Source organism: Streptomyces sp. NPDC017448 (genome assembly GCF_044330565.1).
Classification (GTDB): Bacteria; Actinomycetota; Actinomycetes; order Streptomycetales; family Streptomycetaceae; genus Streptomyces.
Map to the genome: position 1 here is coordinate 115,031 of NZ_JBIRLM010000021.1, position 21,012 is coordinate 136,042.

15 protein-coding genes are annotated in these 21,012 nt (G+C 72.6%); 4 read left to right on the forward strand and 11 right to left on the reverse strand.

Annotated features, from left to right (window positions below; translation table 11 throughout):
• Positions 1 to 32: 32 nt before the first annotated feature.
• The 9 genes from ACH4K1_RS27675 to eccD form a co-directional block, all read right to left on the reverse strand.
• Positions 33 to 344: a hypothetical protein gene (locus ACH4K1_RS27675; protein WP_073766189.1), complete on the reverse strand. Its 312-nt coding sequence runs from the start codon at positions 342 to 344 to the stop codon at positions 33 to 35.
• Positions 337 to 795, reverse strand: coding sequence for a YbaB/EbfC family nucleoid-associated protein (locus ACH4K1_RS27680; RefSeq protein WP_398092292.1), 459 nt, complete (start codon positions 793 to 795; stop codon positions 337 to 339). The genes ACH4K1_RS27675 and ACH4K1_RS27680 overlap by 8 nt, the downstream gene beginning before the upstream one ends.
• Positions 795 to 1,478: a type VII secretion system-associated protein gene (locus ACH4K1_RS27685; protein ID WP_398092293.1), complete on the reverse strand. Its 684-nt coding sequence runs from the start codon at positions 1,476 to 1,478 to the stop codon at positions 795 to 797. The genes ACH4K1_RS27680 and ACH4K1_RS27685 overlap by 1 nt, the downstream gene beginning before the upstream one ends.
• On the reverse strand, positions 1,475 to 3,652 hold the full coding sequence (locus ACH4K1_RS27690; RefSeq protein WP_398092294.1) for a hypothetical protein: 2,178 nt from the start codon (positions 3,650 to 3,652) through the stop codon (positions 1,475 to 1,477). The genes ACH4K1_RS27685 and ACH4K1_RS27690 overlap by 4 nt, the downstream gene beginning before the upstream one ends.
• A 25-nt stretch (positions 3,653 to 3,677) precedes the next feature.
• The gene (locus ACH4K1_RS27695; RefSeq protein ID WP_398092295.1) at positions 3,678 to 4,055 is read right to left on the reverse strand and encodes a hypothetical protein; all 378 of its coding nucleotides are present in this window, start codon (positions 4,053 to 4,055) and stop codon (positions 3,678 to 3,680) included.
• A gap of 32 nt (positions 4,056 to 4,087) precedes the next feature.
• Complete coding sequence (locus ACH4K1_RS27700; protein WP_228991255.1) at positions 4,088 to 4,387, reverse strand: hypothetical protein; 300 nt, start codon at positions 4,385 to 4,387, stop codon at positions 4,088 to 4,090.
• Positions 4,388 to 4,441: 54 nt separating this feature from the next.
• The gene (locus tag ACH4K1_RS27705; protein WP_073766179.1) at positions 4,442 to 4,789 is read right to left on the reverse strand and encodes a hypothetical protein; all 348 of its coding nucleotides are present in this window, start codon (positions 4,787 to 4,789) and stop codon (positions 4,442 to 4,444) included.
• Between the two features lie 224 nt (positions 4,790 to 5,013).
• Complete coding sequence (eccB, locus tag ACH4K1_RS27710; protein WP_398092296.1) at positions 5,014 to 6,483, reverse strand: type VII secretion protein EccB; 1,470 nt, start codon at positions 6,481 to 6,483, stop codon at positions 5,014 to 5,016.
• Positions 6,484 to 6,555: 72 nt separating this feature from the next.
• On the reverse strand, positions 6,556 to 7,938 hold the full coding sequence (eccD, locus tag ACH4K1_RS27715; RefSeq protein WP_398092297.1) for a type VII secretion integral membrane protein EccD: 1,383 nt from the start codon (positions 7,936 to 7,938) through the stop codon (positions 6,556 to 6,558).
• Between the two features lie 265 nt (positions 7,939 to 8,203).
• Here eccD and eccCa point away from each other — a divergent pair, with 265 nt between their 5' ends.
• Positions 8,204 to 12,136: a type VII secretion protein EccCa gene (gene eccCa / locus ACH4K1_RS27720; RefSeq protein ID WP_398092298.1), complete on the forward strand. Its 3,933-nt coding sequence runs from the start codon at positions 8,204 to 8,206 to the stop codon at positions 12,134 to 12,136.
• 115 nt (positions 12,137 to 12,251) lie between these two features.
• Here the strand turns inward: eccCa and ACH4K1_RS27725 are convergent, their stop codons facing one another.
• On the reverse strand, positions 12,252 to 13,565 hold the full coding sequence (locus ACH4K1_RS27725) for a S8 family serine peptidase (protein ID WP_398092299.1): 1,314 nt from the start codon (positions 13,563 to 13,565) through the stop codon (positions 12,252 to 12,254).
• Between the two features lie 213 nt (positions 13,566 to 13,778).
• On the opposite strand from ACH4K1_RS27725, the gene ACH4K1_RS27730 reads away from it, so the two are divergent.
• Positions 13,779 to 17,078: a right-handed parallel beta-helix repeat-containing protein gene (locus ACH4K1_RS27730; protein ID WP_398092307.1), complete on the forward strand. Its 3,300-nt coding sequence runs from the start codon at positions 13,779 to 13,781 to the stop codon at positions 17,076 to 17,078.
• A 97-nt stretch (positions 17,079 to 17,175) separates the two neighbouring features.
• Here ACH4K1_RS27730 and ACH4K1_RS27735 read toward each other — a convergent pair whose 3' ends face one another.
• Complete coding sequence (locus tag ACH4K1_RS27735; RefSeq protein WP_398092300.1) at positions 17,176 to 18,762, reverse strand: hypothetical protein; 1,587 nt, start codon at positions 18,760 to 18,762, stop codon at positions 17,176 to 17,178.
• Between the two features lie 603 nt (positions 18,763 to 19,365).
• Here ACH4K1_RS27735 and ACH4K1_RS27740 point away from each other — a divergent pair.
• Both ACH4K1_RS27740 and ACH4K1_RS27745 read left to right on the forward strand, forming a co-directional pair.
• Complete coding sequence (locus ACH4K1_RS27740) at positions 19,366 to 20,352, forward strand: alpha/beta hydrolase (protein ID WP_398092301.1); 987 nt, start codon at positions 19,366 to 19,368, stop codon at positions 20,350 to 20,352.
• Positions 20,353 to 20,365: 13 nt separating this feature from the next.
• Positions 20,366 to 21,012 (forward strand): M23 family metallopeptidase (locus ACH4K1_RS27745; RefSeq protein ID WP_398092302.1); only part of this gene is annotated, 647 nt, incomplete at its 3' end.

The following is a 21,012-nucleotide window of genomic DNA, read 5'->3' on the forward strand; positions in this document are numbered from 1 at the left end:
GTGTGGTGCCGTGCCTTCGGTGTACGGCCGGCTCAGCCGGCGGCGAGGTGGTTGGCGTCTTCTTCGGCGTCGTTCAGGATGATCGAGGCCGTGTTGCCGTTGATGCCGACCATGTCGAGCAGCTCGGAGAGCCCTTCGAGGCCGTACGTGAGCCCCTTGCCCGTCGAGTCGACGAACTTGTGGTACTCCTTCGCGTACACGTCGTCCTTGCCACCCGCGGTTCGATTCGCCACGTTGATACGGTCGTTGAGCGTCCCCAGTTCGTTGACGATCCTCGCGATCTCGCCGAACTGGGTGAACCGCCGCGGGAGATCGCCCGGAACGCTCAGGGTTCCGTCAGCCATAGAACCCGTCCTCCTCGCCGCGGTTCGCGGACGGCCTGCGGTCCTTGCCCAGCACCGTCTCGGTCAACCCCTCGGGCTGCATCGCGCGCAGCGGGGCCAGCAGATCGTCCAGCTCGCCACCGCCTCCGAAGAAGCCGTTCGCCAACTCCTCCTGGGCGCCCATCAGGGGCCGTACGGTGCCGCTCACCTTGGAACCCACCTCCGCGCGCGCCGCGTTGACGGTGGTCTTCAGCACCTCGGCGAGCTGGGCCGCCGGCATCGTGCGGTAGCCCTCGGTGTGGAACTTGAACGAGACGATCTCCCCGTGGGCGTTGACCGACGCGGTCACCATCCGGTCCTTCGAGGTCGCCGACGCGGACGTCCTGGCCAGCTCCTCCTGGACCTCCTGGATCTTCTTCGTCTGCTCCGCGAGCTGGGCCATGGCCTCCGCGAGCTGCTCCTGGAACGACATCAGTTCTGCTCCTCCTCCGCCACCGGCGACGCGGAGGCTTCGGAAGCCCCCGACTCCGCGGCGGCTTCCAGTGCGTCGACCGCTCGGGACAGGTCGTCCGCGGACAGTCGCAGGGCGACGGGGCCCGTCGGGTTGAGGTAGAGGTCCTGGCCCTCGGGTACGAGGGCGAACGCCTCGGCGAGGGGCAGCACCCGGTGGGCGAGCGCGCCCGCCCGCCTCAGGTGCTCGGGCGAGGTGAACACCGGGACCACCGGGTCGCCCTCGGGGGTGCAGGCGCTGACCGCACCGCCGTCCGGAGCGGTCAGCACGGCCAGTTCCGCCGCGACCGCGGCCAGGGCGACGTTCTCGACCGGCCCGTAACCGGTCGCCGCGAGCTGCGCGGCGGCGTCCACGTCGTCGGTCGGCTCGGGCCAGCCGAGCATGCCGGGCGACGGCCGGTAGTCCTCGTTGCGCTGCCACTCGACGATCTCGCCGTGGGCGTCGGAACGCCACTGGCCGATCACCGCCCACAGCGGCGGTTCGCCCTCCCCGCGCCACGCCGGGTCGACCGTGCCGAACCAGTGGTCGGGAGCGGTGCGCGCCGCCGCCCGGATGTCGTCCGGCACCGGCGGCATGGCGGCGCCGGCCTCGCCGGCCCCCGCCTCCGCCTGCGTGCCGCCCGTCGCGGCTCCTGCGGAACTCATCGCCCGATCACACCCGTTCCGGCCTCGGGCTCCGTGCCCCAGACCTCTTCGTCCTCCGACAGCCAGACGTTGCGCTGCCGGTCGTTGCCGCTCCCGGCGCCTCCACCGCCCGGGGCGCCGCCGCCCATGCCCATCGGCGGCATGAACGGCATCCCGCTCCCCGTCGCGCCGAGCGCTCCGCTCCGTCCGAGCACGCTGCCCGACTGGGTGGCCAACGTGCCCTGGGTCGGTGCGGCGGGGACCACCGGCAGCCCCAGGGCGGTGCGGGCACGGCTGCTGAGCCCGGAGGGCCCGGAGACGGCCTCGCGGATCGTGTTGCCGTTGCTGTCGACCGACCTCCGCAACCCGTCGGAGAGGCCCTTCGAGCCGCCGAAGAGATCGCTGGATCCCCCCTTCGAACTGCCGAAGACGTCACCGCTCGACGTGGAGGGACGCCGCTGGTTGTTCAGCAGGTCGTCCACCGTCATGGGGTTGCGGGTCTTCAGGCTGTTGCTGTTCTGGGTGATCTGCTTGCCCTGCGGGTCGGTGATGGTCCCGTCCGGGTTGATGCGGGAGCCCGGCGGAACGGTGAGCTTTCCGCCGTACGCGTTGGTCAGCGGCTTGCCGTCCGCGCCGATCAGATTCCCCTGGGCGTCCACCTTGACCCCCTTGGGCACGATGATGTTCCCGTTGGAGTCGACCCGGAGGCCGTGCGTCAGGCCCCCGGAGGAGGAGCCGTTCGGCAGGGTCGGCCCCTTCGGGACAGGGGTCGTGGGCGGCGGGATGATCTTACCCCCCGGCCCCAGCGTCGAGCCGGGCGGTACGACCAGGGGCCGGCCGTCCGGGCCGGTGACCGGCTTGCCCCGCGCATCGGTGACGGCGCCCGTCCTGGGGTCGATACGGGATCCGGGGGGCAGGGACAGGGGGCCGCCGCCGGTCCCCGAGGTGCTGCCGTTGGGGCCGGTGACCGGGTTCTGCGCGAGGAGGTTCTTGGTGTTCGGAAGGTTGGCGCCGGAGGGGATGTTGGACCCGGAAGTGCTGCCGTTCGGGCCGGTGACCGGGGGCGGGACGTCCAGTTCGGTGTCGTTGCCGCTCCCGTCGGTGCCGGTGCCGCCGCCACCTGCGCCTCCGCCTCCGCCGAACATCTCCTTGAACTTGTTGAGAATGTCGTCGGTGCCACCCGTCCCCGCGTCGTCCTCACCGCCCGGGCCCGCGGCGCCGTAGAACTCCTTCTGCTCGTCCGCCGTCAGCGAGATGGTGAACTTCGGCTTCACGATGGCGTTCGCGTCGGAGAACTTCATGGTCGCCGTCTCGTAGGCGGTCGCCAGGTCGGACATCGGCTGGGCGGACTCGTCGTCGAGCCCTTTCACGACCCCGGCGATCCAATTCGCCTTCGCCTCCGTCTGGATGGCGTCCCAGTTGAGTCCCGGCTCCTTCGACGTGTCGTAGTCCGACAAGGGGACGAGAGCCGTGACCGACTTCAGGAAGCTCGTCTGCAGGTGGGTGAAGGCCATGGAGACGGGGCCGCTCTCGGACTGGCCGGAACCCCCCATGGGCTGCCTCGTGTTGAACCAGTTCCAGGCGTTGTTCCGCAGCGTCCAGATGGTGGTCCCCAACTGGGTGCTCACCGCGGTGAGCTGCTTCTGCAGCTCACCGTCCATGTAATAGGAGTACGTTTCCTGCAACGCGCGCCTCACCGCCAGGAGGGTTGCTTCGAAGAGCTCGGCGGTCTCCCCTTTCAGCTGCGCATCACCGTTACCGACGCTTTCCGCCCAGATATTGAACTGGTTCACCCAGCCATCGGTCCAGTCGTCCATGTTGTTGAGGATCGTGGCCGCATTGCTCGACAGGATCGGATTGGCGTCCTTGTTCTTCCCGGACGACACCGACGTCAGAATCGGTTCGGCCGCTCCGGTGAATTCGGCCAGCGCCCCGCCGTCGTTGCCGAAGTTCGTCCAGTCGTAACCGAATCCGAACATGAGCTGTCTGGTGTACCCCGGGAAGGAGAATGCGTGCCACCCGTCCAGACCCCACTCCTTGGCCTTCCCCGCCGGGTCGTCGCTGACGAACCATTTGCCGTTCACCGTGCGGGTGATCCAGGACTTGGCGCCGGGGCCCGCCACAGCGTTCCGGTCGGGAAGCTTGGTGGTGCCGTCGTGAAACATGGCGAGGATGTCCTCCCACTTGGCAGGCATCCCGGGGGGCACCTCGACCATGGTTTCACTTTCCCTTCGGCGTCAGAATCGCGGAGAACTCGTCGAGGAGGGTTTTGCCGATGCCCTCCGAGTCGTCCTCGGCCTCCCGGTGGGTCATCTCCACGTCCCGGAGGCTGTCCGAGAAGGTGTTCAGCAGGGTGATGGCCGTTTCGTACCGGCCGCGCATGGCGTTGCGATAGGCCTCGAACTGGGTGTCGAGCGCTTTCGCCTGCGTGCACCTCTCGGGGTTCCCGAGGCCGAGCGGGATTTTCGCGCCCATGCTCACGTAGTGCGAGTTGACCGTGAGATGGCGCCGGAAAGTGGGGATCTTGTTGTTCGCGAAATCGAGGTAGACGCCCTCGGTCGACTGGTAGATGTCACCAGGAATCTCATCCGCAGCCATGCTCGCCCCTCCAGGTCCGTTCGCGGGTCGGGTCAGCTGCCCTGGGCGTTCCGCACGACGCGGCTGCCCGAGGTGTCCCCTTCGCTCTGCCGGACGTGCATCTTCTGGAGCGTCGCGGTGGCCGTCTCGTACTGGGTGTTGAGGTTGGTCTTGAGCGTCTTCAGCTCGGCCTGGAACTCCTCCCAGGAGAGGCGGGTCTCACCGTTCAGGGTGTCGCGCAGCCGGACGAAGTTGTTCTCCATCCAGGTGAGGCCCTCCACCATCTCCTTCTGTGCCATGTTCATCTTGCTGATGGCGGCCTGGAGCGCCGAGTGACTGATCTGGACGGACATGGGGGAACTCCTCGGGAAAGGGAAGGGAGGGAGGGGAAGAGGCGAGCGCCGGGGCTACTTGGGGTTGACCGTGTTGGCGATGTCCAGCGCGAGGGTGTTCGACTCGTCCTCGGCGTCCTTGAGGAGGTTCGTGGCCATCCTGGTGCCTTCCATGAAGAACCGGGTGCGCTCGGTGACGCGGGCGTGGATCTTCATCCACTCCTCGATGGCGTTCGCGTGGGTCTGCGAGGACCTGGCCCGGTACGCCTGCAGCACCTCGTTGTTGATGGAGCCGACCAGCTTGCCCGCCGCTTCCATGTCATCCAGGTGCCGGCCCATCTTCTGCAGCGTCTCCAGCATCGCCGTTTCGTCGTTGGACAGTCCGTCCGACGAATTAATGTTGAAACCGGCAACATCGAACATTGAGAGTCCTCCTGGACGCTGCGGGGAACGCGGGGGCACGACGGGGCCGACCGCTTCGGGAATTGCCCCCTCCGGGGGCCGGCGACCATCAGATTAATACGCGGTAGGGCGCGGGGGGAACCAAAGGGCCCCGGTTACCTGAGAGTTCACCTTCACTCCTGGTGTGAGCTGCGGAAATGTCGCCGGGGGAAGGGCGTCGAGGCTTTGCTTTGCTCAAATAAAGCTCAATTCCCCGAGCCGGTCGGCTGCTTATCGACCGACCCGCCCTGCGGCGCCTCCACGAGGCCCTCGGCCAACAGCGCCGTTCCGTCCAGCGCGGGCCCCGAAGCCAGCATCCCGAGAACGCCCGACGGGACGGGCACGGACTGGTCCGCCCGGTAGCCGAGCCGCTGAAGCCCCTTCTCGCCCCCGGGAATCGGGTACGTGGCGCCCGCCCCGGTCACCAGGTGGTAAGCCGTGCCGGTGCCCGCCGAGGAGAGCGCCCTGACGAGGGCGCCGCCGTCCGGCCGGGCGGCGAACATGTCCGCGACCCCCGGGCCCGCGGTGACACCCGGCTGGTCGGACACCGCCCTGCCCGCCACCGCCTCCGCCCGAGGCAGGACGACCGAGACCGTCGGCCTGCCGTCCGCGGTGCCGACGACGGCGCAGACGCCTTCGCCCGCGCGGACCGGGCCGGCCTCGGGCAGACCGGTCGGGACCTTGCCGCCGCCGGCGCCCACGAGCCGCTCCGTGCTCGGGCTCCGGTGGCGCGCCAGGTCGTCCGGGCCGATCCCGCGCAGGGTCACGGCCTCACCGGCGTAGGCGGTGCGCTGGGTGCGCGGATCGCCCTTCACCAGCGCCTCCTCCAGGGCGGTGACCTTCGTCAGCCCCTGCCGGGTCAGCAGGTAGTGGCCGCCGGGGCCGTCGAAGAGCTGCCCGATCCGGGTCGGGCGGCCCGCCAGCGGAGGGCCCGCCTTGCCCCGGCCGTCCACCTCCGGCACGGCCAGGTCCGGTCCGGACGGCAGGGCGTTGAGGAACGCCTCCGGGACCGGGTACGCCGCGTCCGCGTCGTAACCCAGCGACTGGACCGCGTAGTTCGCGGGGTTCAGCCGCATGCGGGTGCCGTGCCACAGCAGGTACGCGGCATCCCCGGGGACGGTGCGGACCAGCGTGGTCCGGCCCGACGTGACGGGCCGGCCCTCGGCGGCCAGGCCCACGGCCAGCGTGAGGAGCGGGTCCTCGGCGGCGTCGGGCCGGGTGGCGCACACCGACCAGGCGTCGCGGCTGAGCGCACCCGCCTGCGGGAGCGGGTCCGGCGCTCCGACGATCCCCAGGACCGCACCGCGCGGGGCATCCTCGATGGAGGCGGGCTTGACGCTCACCACCTTCATGCGGTCGCCGGCCAGCAGCTTGGCCGAGGTCTCGTTGAGGACCGGGTGGAGGACCCCGTCGACGCTGAGGTAGCGGGCGCCCGAACGCTCGTCGAGCACCAGCGTGCCGGTGGCCTTCCACGCGTTCGAGCCGCCGGGCACCACCAGCCCGTACACCGCGACGACGAGCGCCGCCAGGGCCGCGACCACGAGGCCGATCACGAAGCCCTTCGTGGTCCGCCGGTGCGGCGACTCGGGGGCGTCCGGGTCGTCCCGGAGCATGCCCAGCGACAGCCGGCTCATGACGAACATGTGCGCGTGGACCTGGTCCCGCCTGGACTGCATTCCTTGCCTTTCCGGCCGGGCATCGGCCCGGCGAGCGAGGGCCCGGGGCGCCGGGGCCGCCGGCCGCCGGGGTCAACTGTTGAGGCCGCGCAGGTATCCGTAGAGACCGGTGACGAGCAGGGCCAGCGGGACGAGGACGATGGCGAGGAACAGGTGGAGCAGATCGACCGCCCGCCCCCAGTACGGCACCAGCCGGCGTCCGGGGAGCGTCCAGCCCGTGATCGCGAGCACGGCCGCGACGGCCAGCAGCCCGGCGAGCAGCAGCGGCCGGGAGCCGGCGTCGGCCTCCAGGACCAGGAGCACCGCCAGCAGCGCGGAGCCGTAGGCGGCCGGCAGGACGACGGCGAGCCGCTGCCAGGCCCCGCCGATCGCCCGCGCGTGGGTGAACATCAGCGCGCACAGGACCGCGGCCAGGGTGAGCGGCGCCCAGGACGCCTGGAACGCCGACACCGTCAGGCAGCCCGCCGCCACCAGCCCGGTGGCGCCGTAGAGGCCCGTGAGGTACTGGTCGGCGACGGCGCCACGGGCGGTGACCACCTCGTCCGGGGTGGGGTCGATGCCTTCCTGGAGCTGGCCCGTGTTGGTCGGCAGCAGCGGCACCTTCAGCCCGGACAGGCGGAACGCCAGCGACGGCAGGAAGTGCCCCAGCAGGACGACCGCGAGGATCAGCGCCGCCGCCGTGCCGGGGGCCGGGACGCCGAGGAGCATCAGGGCCCCGCCGACCGCCCCGAGGGCCGAGGCCAGCGCGGTGGCCAGGAACAGCGGCGCGCACGCGCCCACGGCGGCCACGGCGAGCACGGCGGCGCCCGCCGCGGCCGAGCAGCCCGCCAGGAGCCGGGCCCCCCACTCCGCGTCGGACGAGGCCCCTTGCGGCACCAGCGAGCCGGCCAGCGCGAGATAGGGGACGGCCGCCGCGCCGAGCGAGCCGCCCGCCCCCACGTCGCTGACCGCCCGCGACGCCGCGGCCGCACCGGCCAGCAGGACGATCGCGGTCGCCGCCGCGCAGACCGCCCTGAGCCCCGCGGGGCCGGGCAGCAGCAGGAGCAGCAGGCCGGCGGCGAGCGCGCTCAGGGCGAGCCCGGTCATGAGGTGGTGCGACCACACCGGCCGCCAGGAGTCGGCGCGCTCCCGCAGCCTGCTGGAGAGCCCGTCGACGAGGTCGTCGTAGTGGATCTCGGGGAGGGCGTCCCGGCGCGGCCGCAGATGGACGGTCTCACCGTCGCGCAGGCCGAGGTCGCCGAGCGTCCTCTCCTCGTCGAGGGGCTCCTGGCCGAGGCGCTGGAGCACCCATCCGCCCGCCTGCGCACCGCGCTCGTACAGCTCGGCGCCCCCGTGGTCGACGATGGTCGGCAGGAGGTCGGCGAGCACGATGTCGGACGGTACGGCGAGTTCGACGGTGCGGTCGGGCGTCATCACCGTGAGACGGCACAGCAGTGCCGCGGATATGTCGGTCAAGCGCGTTTCATCGCCTTCCAGGACAGTGGTCGACGCGGTCAGATTGATCACATTAACTTGTGTGTGCAGTCTGTAGGTTGTGGGGTACCGCCCGGGATCGACGGTTCCGCTTCCCCCGCCTCCCGGGCTCCGCCGGAGGTTTCACCGGCGTTCACCCTCCCGTCACCCCGCAGCACGGCACGGCACCCGCCGGCATCCCTCAGGAAGGCGATTCCCTTTGAGCGTGGTCCTCTTCAAGAGGCCTCCCCGGCGTCTTGGCCCCGAGATGCCCCATGGCGAACTGAGCCTCCAGGAGCCGCCGTCGGTGCCGGAGGCGCAGAGCGCGATGGGCAACATGATCACGTACATGCCGATGGCGCTCAGCTCGCTCGGCATGGTGCTCATCTTCCTGCGCCCCGGCAGCGGCGGCGGCCCCATGATGTACGTCGCCATCGGCCTGATGGCGCTTTCGGCCGTCGGCATGCTGGTCTCGCAGATCGTGCGGGCCTCCGGGGACCGCAAGCGGGCGCTGCTCGGCGAGCGGCGCGACTACATGCGCTACCTGGCGATCAGCCGCAGGCGCGTCCGCAAGGTGATCGACCGCCAGCGCGAGGCGCAGGCGTGGTCCCACCCGGACCCCGAGTCGCTGTGGAGCCTGGTGCCGACGTCCAGGCTGTGGGAGCGGCGGGCCGCGCACGCGGACTTCGCCGAGGTGCGGATCGGCGTCGGCGAACAGCAGTTGGCGACCCGGCTCACCCCCTTGAGCACCAAGCCGGTGGAGGACCTGGAGCCGCTGTCCGCCCACGCCCTGCGCCGCTTCATCAAGGCGTACGGCACCGTGCCCGACCAGCCCGTCGCGGTCTACCTGCGCACCTACGCCCGTGTCCTGCTGCAGTCCGACCGGGAGGCCGCGCACGCGATGGTGCGCGCCCTGCTGGCCCAGCTCAGCGTCTTCCACGCCCCGCAGGACCTGCGCATCGTGGTGCTGGCGGACCACGACCGCCGGGACGCGTGGGAGTGGGTGAAGTGGCTGCCGCACAACCAGCATCCGACCGACGTCGACGGCGGGGGGCCCGTCCGGCTCGTCACCGACTCCGTCCTCGGTCTCGAATCGCTGCTCGGCGACGAGCTGACCGGCCGGCCCCCCTTCGAGCCGGACGCGGTGCCGAGCGCCGAAGAGCCCTACTGCGTCGTGGTGCTGGACAGCGCCCGGACGCCCGAGGACTCCCGGCTCGCCACCGACGGCTACCGCAACACGGTGACGTTGGACGTCTCCGGCTCCCTGCCCTGGAAGCCGTTCCGCCACACGCTGCGGCTGCGCACCACGGGGCAGCGGCTGGAGCTGGTCGGCACCGACCGGTCGGGGAAGGAGACCGCCTCCGCGCTCGGCAGGCCCGACGCGCTGAGCCCCCGGCGGGCCAGGGCGCTGGCCACCCTGATGTCCCCCCGCCGGATGGGCGTCACCTCCGACAACGGCGAGGCCCTCACCTCCGACGTCCAGCTGACCACCCTGCTCGGCCTCGCCGACCTGCACACCGTCGACCTGGACGCCGTACGCGAGGACCGCAGCGAGCGGGCCAGGCTGCGGGTGCCGCTGGGCCTCGCCGCCGACGGCTCCCCGGTCGAACTGGACATCAAGGAGGCGGCCCAGGGCGGAATGGGCCCGCACGGCGTGCTGATCGGCGCGACGGGCTCCGGCAAGTCCGAGCTGCTGCGCACTCTGGTGCTGGCGCTGGCCCTCACCCACTCGTCGGAGAAGCTGAACTTCGTCCTCGTCGACTTCAAGGGCGGCGCCACCTTCCTCGGACTGGAGGAGCTGCCGCACACCTCGGCGGTGATCACCAACCTCGCCGACGAGTCCGCCCTGGTGGACCGCATGCAGGACGCCCTGCACGGCGAGTTGATGCGCCGCCAGGAGCTGCTGCGCAGCGCCGGGAACTACACGTCGGCGTACGAGTACGAGGCCGCCCGGGCGGCGGGCGCCGTACTGGAACCGCTGCCGACGCTCTTCGTGGTGGTCGACGAGTTCAGCGAACTCCTTTCCTCCCACCGCGACTTCATGGACCTGTTCGTGATGGTGGGGCGGTTGGGCCGCAGCCTCGGCGTCCATCTGCTGCTCGCCTCGCAGCGGTTGGACGAGGGCCGCATGACCCAGCTGGAATCGCACCTGTCGTACCGGATCGCCCTGCGCACGTTCTCCTCGATGGAGAGCCGCGGCATCCTCGGCGTACCGGACGCCTACCAGCTCCCCTCCGTGCCCGGCAGCGCCATCCTGAAGAAGGACACCGGAACCCTGGTCCGGTTCAAGGCCGCGTACGTCTCCGGCCCCTACCAGAGCGTCCGCAGGGTCGCCGCCGCGGCCGTCGCGGGGCAGGTCGTCCCGTACCGCACGGAGTGGACCGCGCCCCGGCTCCCCGCCCCGGAACCCGATCCGGAACCGGTGGCGAAGGAGGAGGCGGGTGAGGAGACCCTGCTGGCGCTGGCCGTCTCCCGGATGCGGGAGGGCGGCAGGCCCGCCCACCAGGTCTGGCTGCCGCCGCTGGACCGCCCGCTGTCGCTGGACACGCTGCTGATGGGCGTGGCACCGCACCCCGAGCGGGGCCTGACCACCGTCGACCCGGGCCTGCACGGCGCGTTGACGGTGCCGGTGGGCGTCATCGACCGCCCCTTCGACCAGGCCCGCGAGCCCCTGGTCGCCGAACTGTCCGGCGCGGGCGGGCACGTCGGCATCGCCGGCGGTCCGCAGAGCGGCAAGTCCACCCTCGTACGCGACCTCATCATGGGGCTGGCGCTCACCCACACACCGCGCGAAGTCCAGTTCTACTGCCTGGACTTCGGCGGCGGATCGCTCGGCGCGCTCCGCGACCTGCCGCATGTGGGCGGGGTCACCGGCCGACTGGACCTGGAGCGGGTGCACCGTACGCTGGCCGAGGTGCACGGACTGGTGGCCAGGCGCGAGAAGCAGTTCGCCGACGAGGGCATCGACTCCATGGCGGCACTGCGCGCCCGTCGGGCCGCCGGGGAGTTCCCCGAGGACCCGTACGGCGACGTGTTCCTCGTCGTCGACGGGTGGGGCACGATCCGCCAGGACTTCATGGAGGTCATGGACACCGTCTCGGCGCTGGCGGCCCGGGGCCTCAACTACGGGGTCCACCTCATCGTGGCGGCGAGCCGCTGGGCCGAGGTCCCCACCGCGCTGCGCGACCAGCTCGGCACCCGTTTCGAACTGCGGCTCGGCGACAGCATGGACTCCATGATCAACATGCGGGCCGCCGCGACCATCCCGAAGACGCCCGGCCGCGGTATGACCGAGACCAAGCACCACTTCCTCACCGCCCTGCCCCGGCTGGACGGCGGCGACGACGCCGCGGACCTCGGGGCGGGCGTCGCGGACGCGGTGGCCCGGGTGGCCGAGCACTGGCAGGGCCCGCCCGCACCCCCGGTCCGTACCCTGCCCGCCGTGCTGGACCCCTCCGAGCTGCCCGCGGCCGAGGTCGGCGCCGATGGCGACCTGCGCCTTCCGCTGGGGCTGGAGGGTGGCCAACTCGACGTCATGTGGCACGACTTCGCCCAGACACCGCACCTGGTGGTGGTGGGCGACGCGGAGACCGGCAAGAGCAACCTGCTGCGCACGGTCTGCCGGGCGGTGACCGACCGCTACACCCCCGATCAGGCGCGAATCCTGCTGATCGACTACCGACGCGGGCTGCTGGAGAGCATCCCCGAGTCGCACCGGCTCGGGTACGCGGTCTCCGTCGACGTGCTCAAGCAGGCGGTGGAGGGCCTGGCGCGGGCCATGAAGGAACGCCTGCCCGGCGCGGACATCTCACCCGCCCGGCTCAAGCGGCGGGACTGGTGGTCCGGTCCGCGGGTCTTCCTGGTCGTGGACGATTACGACATGGTCTCCAGCGGCAGCATGAGCAACCACTTCGGGCCGCTGCTCGACTACCTGGCTCAGGGCGCGGAGCTGGGCCTGCACCTGATCGTGGCGCGCAGCGCCAACGGGGCGGCCCGGGCGATGAACGACTCGCTGCTGCGCCGTCTGTTGGAGGTCAACACGCCTGCCGCGCTGCTCTCCTGCCCGCCGTCGGAGGGTTACCTGTTCAACGACACCAAGCCGAAGCAGCTCCCGGCGGGCCGGGCGCAGCTGATCACACGCCGGGGGGTGGTCCAGGTGCAGACCCCGCTGCTGCCGGACGCGGCGGGCGACGGGCAGTAGGCGGGGCGGGGGCCGGCGCCCGGGGCGGTGTGCCCCCGGCGCCGGCGCATCGGTCCTCACCCGCGGCTCGGCTCGGCTCCGTACGGCGCGGCTGCCCGGCCCGGCCGCCCCGTGCTCAGTCCGCAGCCGCCGCCGACCCGCCGGCCGGGCCCGCCCGCCATCCCCGGCGGCGCCCCCGGGGCAGGACGAAGGCGAGGAACGCGACCAGCAGCGTGACCGCGACCGCCCCGCCCACCACGGCCAGCGCGTGGTCGCGCGCGGTCGGCGGATCGAGCGGGGGAACGGCCCGGGCGGCCGAGGCGTGCCGTGCGTCGGACGGGGCCGGCGGTGAGGCGTGCTCCTCGGGGAGCACGGCGGAGAGCGCCCGTACCGGGTCGACGACCCCCGGCCCGACGCCGGGGCCCGGCGCGTCGCCCACCGCCCCGTAGGCGGTGGCCTCCAGCCGGTGCGCGACCTGCTCGCTGCTCAGCCGGGGGTGGTAGGAGAGGACCAGGGCCGCCGTGCCGGCCACGAACGCCCCGGCGACGGCGTCGCCGCTGCCGGTGAACTGCCCGCTCCCGCCCGGCCCCGGGCCCGTCACCGAGACGCCGGGGGCGCTCAGCCCCGGCCGTGTCCGCCGCCCCAGCTCCGCGTCCTGCGCGGCAGGCTCGCCGCCGGGCCCCACCGAGGAGACCGCCAGCACGCCGGGCAGCGCCGCCGGGTAGACCGGGCCGCTCTCGGCGCGCGCCGCCCCCGACCCGCTCTCCCACTCCCGCGCCGACGCGGGCGCCACCACCAGCGCCCCGGCCTTCCGCGCCGCGGCGACGGCCTCCCTCAGCTGCCGTGGCGCGGAGGGGACGGCCAGCGCCACGTGGACGATCCGCGCCCCGGAGGCGGTGGCCGCCCTGATCCCCTCGGCCAGCGCCTCGGGCGTGGTCAGGCCCCCCTTGTCGGTGGCCCGTACCGCGACGACCTCCGCCTCCGGGGCGATCCCGGCCGCCGCGAGGCCCTTCTGCCGCCCGCCCGCGACGAGACCGGCGAGGAACGTCCCGTACCCGACGCAGTCGTCCCGCACGGTGCCGCCGGCCACCACGTCCCGGCCGCCGGTGACCCGGCCGTCCAGCGCGGGCACCCGGCGCGTGTCCGCCCCGGTGCTGACGACGGCGACCTTCACCCCGGCGCCCCGGCTCAACTCCCAGGCCCTCTCCACCCCGAGGAAGCTCTGTGCCCAGGGGGCCCGCGCCGACTTCTTGGCGGACTCCGCGGTGCACGGGCGGCCGTCGGCGAGGGTGGCGCGGATGCCCGGCAGCGAGGGGCTGTCCTCGTTTCCCGGGGTTCCCGGGTTTCCCGGGGCCGCGCCCGCGGGAGCCGCGGCGGCGGGTATCAGGAGCAGGGCCGCCAGAACCGCCGGTCCCAGTGCGCGGGACGCCGAGGACCTCGAAGATCGCATGCGCCGATGGTAGCGACGTTCCGCCCCCGGCCGGAACATGCTTCCGGAACCGCCGGACCGGTGCTCCGCGGCCATCCGGACCCGGACCGAGATGGCGGTCGACCTGCGGTGACAGGCATGATGGGAACAGCAGTTTCCCTCGCCCTACATGTCGCGCGTCTCCGCCCGTGTCCACGGCGCAGGGGGCCCGGGAGGTCGAACGTGTCACGCCAGATGCTCATCGTCGCCGCCGACGGGACGGGCGACCACCGCACCGTCGGGGACGCCGTCGCCAGGGCCCGCGCCGGGGCGGTCGTCAGCATCGCTCCGGGACGGTACGAGGAGTGCGTGACCGTCTCCGCGGCGATCACCCTGATCGCCTCCGAAGGCCCGGGAACGGCCGAGTTGGCGCCCCGGCGGGGGACGGCGCTGACGCTCACCGGCGACGCGGTGATGGTCAGGGACCTCGTGCTGCGCGGGCACGACGACGAACTCCCCGTGGTCGACGCCCCGCGCGGCGAGTTGGCGATGGACCGGTGCGACGTCCACGGGTCCGCCTGGGCAGCGCTCTATGCGCGGGAGGGCGGATCGCTGGGGCTGCGGCAGTGCCGGATCAGCAACCCGGCGGGCGCGGGCGTGGTCTCCACCTCCACGGCCGAGAGCTTCCTGGAGAAGTGCGTCGTCGAACACCTGGGCACCTCCGCCCTGGTGGCCGGCGAACAGGGCAGGATCACCGTCCGGACCAGCGAACTGCGGGACACCCGGGGCAACGGCGTCCTCACCAACGGGCGGGCCCGCGTCCTTCTGGAGGAGTGCGCCGTATCGGCGACGGGAAAGCCGGGCGTCGCCGTCGAGGAGGAGAGCTCGGTCCGGATGGTGCGCGGCACGGTCCGCAAGACCGCCGTCGGCGTGTTCGTGAACACCACGGGACCGGTCGTCCTGGAGGACGTGGCGATCAGCGACACCACCGGCCACGGATTCGTCCTGGGCGGCGGAAGTTCGCCGAAGCTGAACCGCTGCACCACCGAACGCACGGGCGGGCACGGCCTGTTGGTGGCCGAACGCAGCCGTGGCACTTTCACGGGCTGTATGTTCACGACCGCCCGGGAACCCGCCGTGCGGATCACCGGCTTCTCCTCGCCGGTGCTGACGGACACGGTCGTCCGGGACGCCGAGGGGACCGGCGTCCTGCTCGACGAGGACTCGTCCGCCGAGTTCGACCGCATCGAGGTGCAGGGCAGCGGCGGCAGCGGCATCGTGATCCGCAGCGGCGCCAACCCGCTGCTGCAACGGGCCACCGTCACCGGGGCGGGCGCGCATGGCGTCCAGGTCCTCAAGGACGGCCGGGGGCGGCTGGAGGAGTGCGTCGTCGAGGGATCGGGGAAGTCGGCGGTCCATGTCTCCGACCACGGCAACGTGTTCGTGGGCAAGGGCCGACTGCGCTCCTCCACCGGAGCAGGCGTCCACATCGGGGCGCTCGGCACGCTCACCCTGCGGGACACCGCGGTGGAGGACTCCGGCGGAGCGGGCGTCCACATCGAGGCCGACGGCGACCTGGCGGCCGTACGCGCCGTGGTGACCGGCGCCGCCGAGTGCGGCGTCCGGGTGTCCGCCGGGGCTCGCGCCTCCCTCAACGGCTGCGAGGTGACGGGCTCGGGCGCCGACGGCATACGCGTGGAGGGCCCCGACCCCGTGACGCTGACCGGCTGCACCGTCCGCGCCAACCGGGGCAGCGGCGTGCGCCAGACGGTGGCCGGCGACCGGCTCGCCGTCGAGGGGCTGGTCAGCGCGGAGAACGGAGCCCCGGACGCCTGGGGCACCGCCGAGGACGCGGAGGCGGCGGGCGACGGGCGGCTGCCCGGTGGAGCGGCCCCGGTCGGGGCCGGCGCGCCCTCCGACTCGGGCCCGGTGGCCGAACTGGAGTCGCTGATCGGGCTCGACGAGGTCAAGCAGCAGGTGCTGACGCTGATCAACCTCAACCGGATGGCGCAGCGCAGGGCCAGCATGGGGATGCCCGCCCCGCCGATGAGCCGCCACCTGGTCTTCGCGGGCCCGCCCGGCACCGGCAAGACCACCGTCGCCCGGCTGTACGGCTCGATCCTCGCCTCGCTCGGCGTGCTGCGCTCCGGCCACCTGGTGGAGGTCTCGCGCGCGGACCTGGTCGCGCAGATCATCGGCGGCACGGCGATCAAGACCACCGAGACCTTCACCAGGGCGCTGGGCGGGGTGCTGTTCATCGACGAGGCGTACACCCTGCTCTCCGACGGCGGCGGCAGCGGCGCCGACTTCGGGCGCGAGGCGATCGACACCCTGGTGAAGCTGATGGAGGACCACCGCGACGACGTGGTGGTCGTGGCGGCCGGCTATCCGAAGGAGATGACCGAGTTCCTGGCGTCCAACCCGGGCCTCGCCTCGCGTTTCACCCGCAACGTCGAGTTCAGCGACTACACCTCCCAGGAGCTGGTCACGATCGTGGAGCGGATGTGCACCGGCCACCGCTACGAGCTGGACCCGGCGGCACGCACCGCTCTCCTCACCCGCTTCGACCGCATCCCCCGCGACGCGGGCTTCGGCAACGGCCGCACCGCCCGCAAGGTCTTCGAGGAGATGGTGGACCGGCAGGCGTCCCGGCTGGCCGCTCTGGCGGAGACGGACGAGCGGCAGCTCGTCCTGCTGACCGCGGAGGACGTGGGCGCCCCGGCGGGTGACGCGCCGGAGGGCGAGACGGCGGAGGACCCGCTGCTGCGGCTGAACAGCCTGGTCGGTCTCGCGTCCGTCAAGCGCGAGGTGGGCGACCTGGTCCATCTGCTCGCCGCCGCGAGCCGCCGCAGGGCGGCCGGCCTGCCCGCGCCCCGCGCCAGCAACCACCTGATCTTCGCCGGGCCGCCCGGCACCGGCAAGACGACCGTGGCCCGGCTCTACGGCGAGCTGCTGGCCTCCCTGGGGGTGCTGCCGCGCGGCCAGCTCGTCGAGGTCTCCCGAGCCGACCTGGTGGGCCGCTACGTCGGCCACACCGCGCAGTTGACCCGGGAGGCGTTCGAACGGGCGCTGGGCGGGGTCCTGTTCGTCGACGAGGCGTACACCCTGACCCCGCAGCTGGCCGGCGGCTCCGCGGACTACGGCCAGGAGGCGGTGGAGACGCTGCTGAAGCTGATGGAGGACCACCGGGACGAGGTGGTGGTGATCGCGGCCGGGTACACCGCGGAGATGGACCGGTTCCTGGCGTCCAACCCGGGCCTCGACTCCCGTTTCCCGCGCCGGGTCGAGTTCCCCGACTACTCCTCGGACGAACTGGTCACGATCGTCTCTGCGCACGCCGCCGACAACGGCTACGAGTGCGCCCCCGGCACGGCGGAAGCGCTGCGGGCCCACTTCGACGCCGTCCCCCGGGGAGCGTCGTTCGGCAACGCCCGTCTGGCCCGCCAGACGCTGGAGCGGATGATGACGCACCAGGCCCGCCGGCTGAGCACGGTCGCGGTACCGAGCCTGGACGACCTGCGCCTCCTCCACCCGGAGGACCTCGCCCCGCGCTGAGCGGCCCGCGCCGCCCTGACGCCGCGCTCACCGCCGCCGCCCCCCGGGGCGGGCGGCGCGGCCCACCGGCTCCGGCCCCGCCGCCCACCCCGCCCGGTCAGCCGAGTGCGGGGCCGGAACCGTTGAGCCATTCCCACGGGGCCCAGGAGGCGAAGCCGGTCTGCCAGGTGTGGTAGACGCCCATATGGCTGGTTCCGAAGACCTCGATGCGGCCGTCGGCGTTGGCGGTCGCGGTGATCGCGGTCCCACCGGTGCCGAGAGTGGCCCAGTCGCCGAAGGGGGCGTTGATACCGGTCTGCCAGGTGTGTGCGGCGGTCTCGCCGTTGATCGCGAAGATCTCCACCCGGCCGTCGGGGTTGCGTTCGCTGGTGAGCTTCGCGTCGGCCGGCCCGCCGGTGCCCACCCAGCCCGACCAGGAGGTCGGGCTCTCCTGGTACTTGTGGAAGACCCCCAGCGGATTGGAGGCGAAGACCTCCAGGCGCCCGTCGGCGTTGTGGTCCACGGTCAGGTCGTGGCCGCCCTCGCCGAAGCGCTCCCAGCCGGCCCAGCCGCCGTTGGGGGAGAGCTGGTACGTGTGCTCGAAGACGGAACCGTTGAGGGCGAACACCTCAAGGCGGCCGTCGGGGGACTTCTCCATCTCCAGGCGGGCCTCGACGGGACCGCCGCCGGTGCCCTCCCAGCCCGACCAGCCGGCGTTGGGCGCCGTCTGGTACTTGTGGAACATCCCCTTCGGACCGGAGGCGAACACCTCGATCCGGCCGTCGGCGTTGGTGCCGGCGGCGACATGGCGCCCACCGGTGCCGAACGTCTCCCAGCCGGACCAGCCGCCGGAGGGCGCGGTCTGGTAGATGTGCTGGGCGATGTCACCGTTGATGGCGACGAGCTCCAGTCGGCCGTCGGCGTTGGGCGCGATGGCCATCTGCGCGTTCCCCGGGCCGCCCATCGGCTGCCAGGCCGACCAGCCTCCGTTCGCCTCCGTCTGCCAGGAGTGGAACACGCCCCCGGCGCCGGCCGCGAAGGTCTCCAACCGCCCGTCGGCCGACCGCGCCGACACCACGCGGCCCGACTCGGACGGGTGCACGGCGCGGCGGCCGGGGGCGTCGACGACCTTCTTGTAGCGGAACGGCGCGGCGGTGAACCGGCCTCCGTCCGTCGTGTAGTTGATGGGCCGCTCGTACCTGACGGACCCCCTCCCGCCCATCTCCTCCATGGTGAAGAAGCGCGTGTGCTGGTTGTTGGCCCAGCCGGTGAACAGCACGACGTGCCCCGCGTCGCCGCCGGTGCCCGGACCGAGGGTGCCGACGGCGTCGCCGGGCCGCAGGTCCTCCCAGCCGATCCGGTCCATGTGGTCGCCGAGGTACACGGTGCTGGGGGAGTAGGTCAGGTGCAGCGCCATCGAGACGAAGCCGGAGCAGTCCGTGCGGTACATCTTGCCGCCCAGGTCCGGATGCTCGTCCCTCTGGTTGTAGTAGACGTTCAGATCCACCCAGTGCTGGGCGCGCAGGAGGATCTCGTCGCGGGTGATCGGGCCGCCTACGTCCGACTGGACGCGCTGGACCGAGCGTTGCCCCGCGGCGGCCGGGGAACCCGCCGTGAGGACCCCCGCGCCGGTGAGTGCCAGCGCGGCGGACATCCCGCCGATCGACTTGAGTACGCCTCTGCGGGTCGGATGCTGTGCGCGCAACTCGGGCTCCTGACGGATAGAGGTACGACGGGCTTGCGGGAAGGGCCCCCGCCGCGCGGTGCGCCGGAGGCCGGGCGACGCGGGCGGGCCGGGCCCGGACCGGCGGGTCCGGTGGTACGGAGAAGCGGAACGCCCGGAGGGGGCGCGCGTACGCCCGGTCGCACCCGGGCGGGCGTGACCGGTGGCCGTCGCCGGTCGGCACCCTGCGGCGAACCTCCGGCGGACGCCGCCCGGTCGGGCCGCCCCGAGGGGGGAGCAGCCGTGGCGACGGGGGAACGCCAGGTCTACACGGGGCGCCGGGGCGGTGGAATCCGGAACCTTACGGACTGACGCCCGCGACGTTCCGGCCGCACGCCGCACGCCGCACGCCGCACGCCGCTCGCCGCTCGCCGCTCGCCGCACGCGCCGGAGCCATCGCCGAGCCCCGCCCCCCGGGCCGTCGCGGCCTCTGGCGAGACCCCCTAGAGGACACGGCCCCCCACTGTCAGTCCGTAAGGTTCCGGGTGCCTCTCCGGGGCGAGCGTCGCTACCTTCCGAACCGCCGGTCCCGCCGGAACGGAGGCCGGGCCCCCGGCCGTGCCCGCTCGCCCACAGGAGGTCCCCTTGACCGCGCAGAACCCCACCCGCAGGAACATCCTCAAGTCCGTCGGCGGGCTCACCGCCGCGGCGGCCCTGGGCGCCGGAGGTGTTCTCGCCTCGGCCTCCCCGGCCGCGGCGGTCGGCGACGGCTTCGGCCTGCGCATCACGGAACGCGGCGAGCACGACCACCGGATGTGGTACTACCGGTTCCAGACCTCCGCCATCGGCGGCTGGACCCCGGCCGTCAACGTGCTGCTCCCCGACGGCTACCACACCAGCGGGCGCCGCTACCCCGTCCTGTACCTCCTCCACGGCGGCCTGGAGGACTTCATCACCTTCGACGCGCATCACGACATCCGGGGCCTGACCGCCTGGAAGAACCTCATCGTCGTGATGCCCGACGGCGGGCGCGCCGGCTGGTACTCGAACCCGGTGAGCTCCAACATCGGGGCCCGCAACTGGGAGCACTTCCACATCGCGCAGCTGATCCCGTGGATCGACGCCAACTTCCGTACCTACGCCGAGTACGACGGCCGCGCCGTCTCCGGCTTCTCCATGGGCGGCTTCGGCGCCCTGAAGTACGCGGCCAAGTACTACGGCCACTTCGCCTCGGTCAGCTCCCACTCCGGCCCGGCCAACCTGCGCGGAGGCAACGGGGACCTGGTGACCCACTGGGCCAACGCCTCGTCCGCCGCCGTGGAACTGAACGGCGGCACCGTCTACGGCGCCCCCCTCTGGGACCAGGCGCGGGTCAGCGCGGACAACCCGTGCGAGCGCATCGAGAGCTACCGGCACAAGCGGATCTTCCTGGTCGCCGGCACCAGCCCCCAGGACATCCAGGGATACGCCAACGAGGTCACGGTGCTCAACACCCAGCGGGAGTTCAAGTGGCACCTCGACCGCGCCGGCATCGGCTACGAGCCGCATGAGGTGGAAGGCGGCCACGGGGTCCGCCGGGAGCTGCTGAGGGACGACATCAACGGCGTCATCGCCCGCCTGCGCAAGGCATGACGGAAGGCATCGCGTGATACCCACTCTCTCCCGAAGCCGGTCCGGGCCCCTGCCCGGACGGGTGCTCGGGCTCCTGCTCGCCCTGGCCGTGATCCTCCTCGCACCGGGACCGGCCGTCGCCTCACCGGCCGGGCCGGAGACCGCTTCCGCCCCGCCCCGGGCCGCCGGCTTCGCCGCCGCCTGCCCGGCCGCCGGCTACATCTCCCAGTACTACAGCTGGGAGCACAACGGCATCGACGTCGCCAACGACTACGGCACCCCGATCCACGCGGTGGGCGACGGCGAGGTGACCATCTCGGGGTACGAACCCGGCTACGGGCAGTGGATCCGCATCCTGCACCCCGACGGCACCATCACCGAGTACGGCCACATGTACCAGCGGGACGTCCGGGTGGGCGACCGGGTGAGGGCCGGGCAGCAGATCGCGCTGATGGGCAGCGAGGGCCAGTCCAGCGGCCCGCATCTCCACCTCCGGGTCTGGGGGAACGCGGGTGCGTCCGTGCGGGTCGATCCGATCCCCTACCTGGCGGAACGCGGCGTCGACATGCCCTGCACACCCGGCAGTGGGCCCGGTCCTGTGCCGTTGGTGTATCCGGCGGAGTCGGGTCGTGTGGTGTCGGCGCGGTCGGCGGACGGGCGTCTTGAGGTGTTCGCCGCTGG

What these genes read in the sequence shown, in the direction of transcription:
- eccCa (WP_398092298.1), top strand. Translation starts at nt 8,204, where the DNA reads ATGCCCCATGGCGAACTGAGCCTCCAGGAGCCGCCGTCGGTGCCGGAG.
- ACH4K1_RS27685 (WP_398092293.1), bottom strand. Translation starts at nt 1,478, where the DNA reads ATGAGTTCCGCAGGAGCCGCGACGGGCGGCACGCAGGCGGAGGCGGGG.
- ACH4K1_RS27695 (WP_398092295.1), bottom strand. Translation starts at nt 4,055, where the DNA reads ATGGCTGCGGATGAGATTCCTGGTGACATCTACCAGTCGACCGAGGGC.
- ACH4K1_RS27705 (WP_073766179.1), bottom strand. Translation starts at nt 4,789, where the DNA reads ATGTTCGATGTTGCCGGTTTCAACATTAATTCGTCGGACGGACTGTCC.
- ACH4K1_RS27700 (WP_228991255.1), bottom strand. Translation starts at nt 4,387, where the DNA reads ATGTCCGTCCAGATCAGTCACTCGGCGCTCCAGGCCGCCATCAGCAAG.
- ACH4K1_RS27680 (WP_398092292.1), bottom strand. Translation starts at nt 795, where the DNA reads ATGTCGTTCCAGGAGCAGCTCGCGGAGGCCATGGCCCAGCTCGCGGAG.
- ACH4K1_RS27725 (WP_398092299.1), bottom strand. Translation starts at nt 13,565, where the DNA reads ATGCGATCTTCGAGGTCCTCGGCGTCCCGCGCACTGGGACCGGCGGTT.
- ACH4K1_RS27675 (WP_073766189.1), bottom strand. Translation starts at nt 344, where the DNA reads ATGGCTGACGGAACCCTGAGCGTTCCGGGCGATCTCCCGCGGCGGTTC.
- ACH4K1_RS27690 (WP_398092294.1), bottom strand. Translation starts at nt 3,652, where the DNA reads ATGCCTGCCAAGTGGGAGGACATCCTCGCCATGTTTCACGACGGCACC.
- ACH4K1_RS27730 (WP_398092307.1), top strand. Translation starts at nt 13,779, where the DNA reads ATGCTCATCGTCGCCGCCGACGGGACGGGCGACCACCGCACCGTCGGG.
- eccB (WP_398092296.1), bottom strand. Translation starts at nt 6,483, where the DNA reads ATGCAGTCCAGGCGGGACCAGGTCCACGCGCACATGTTCGTCATGAGC.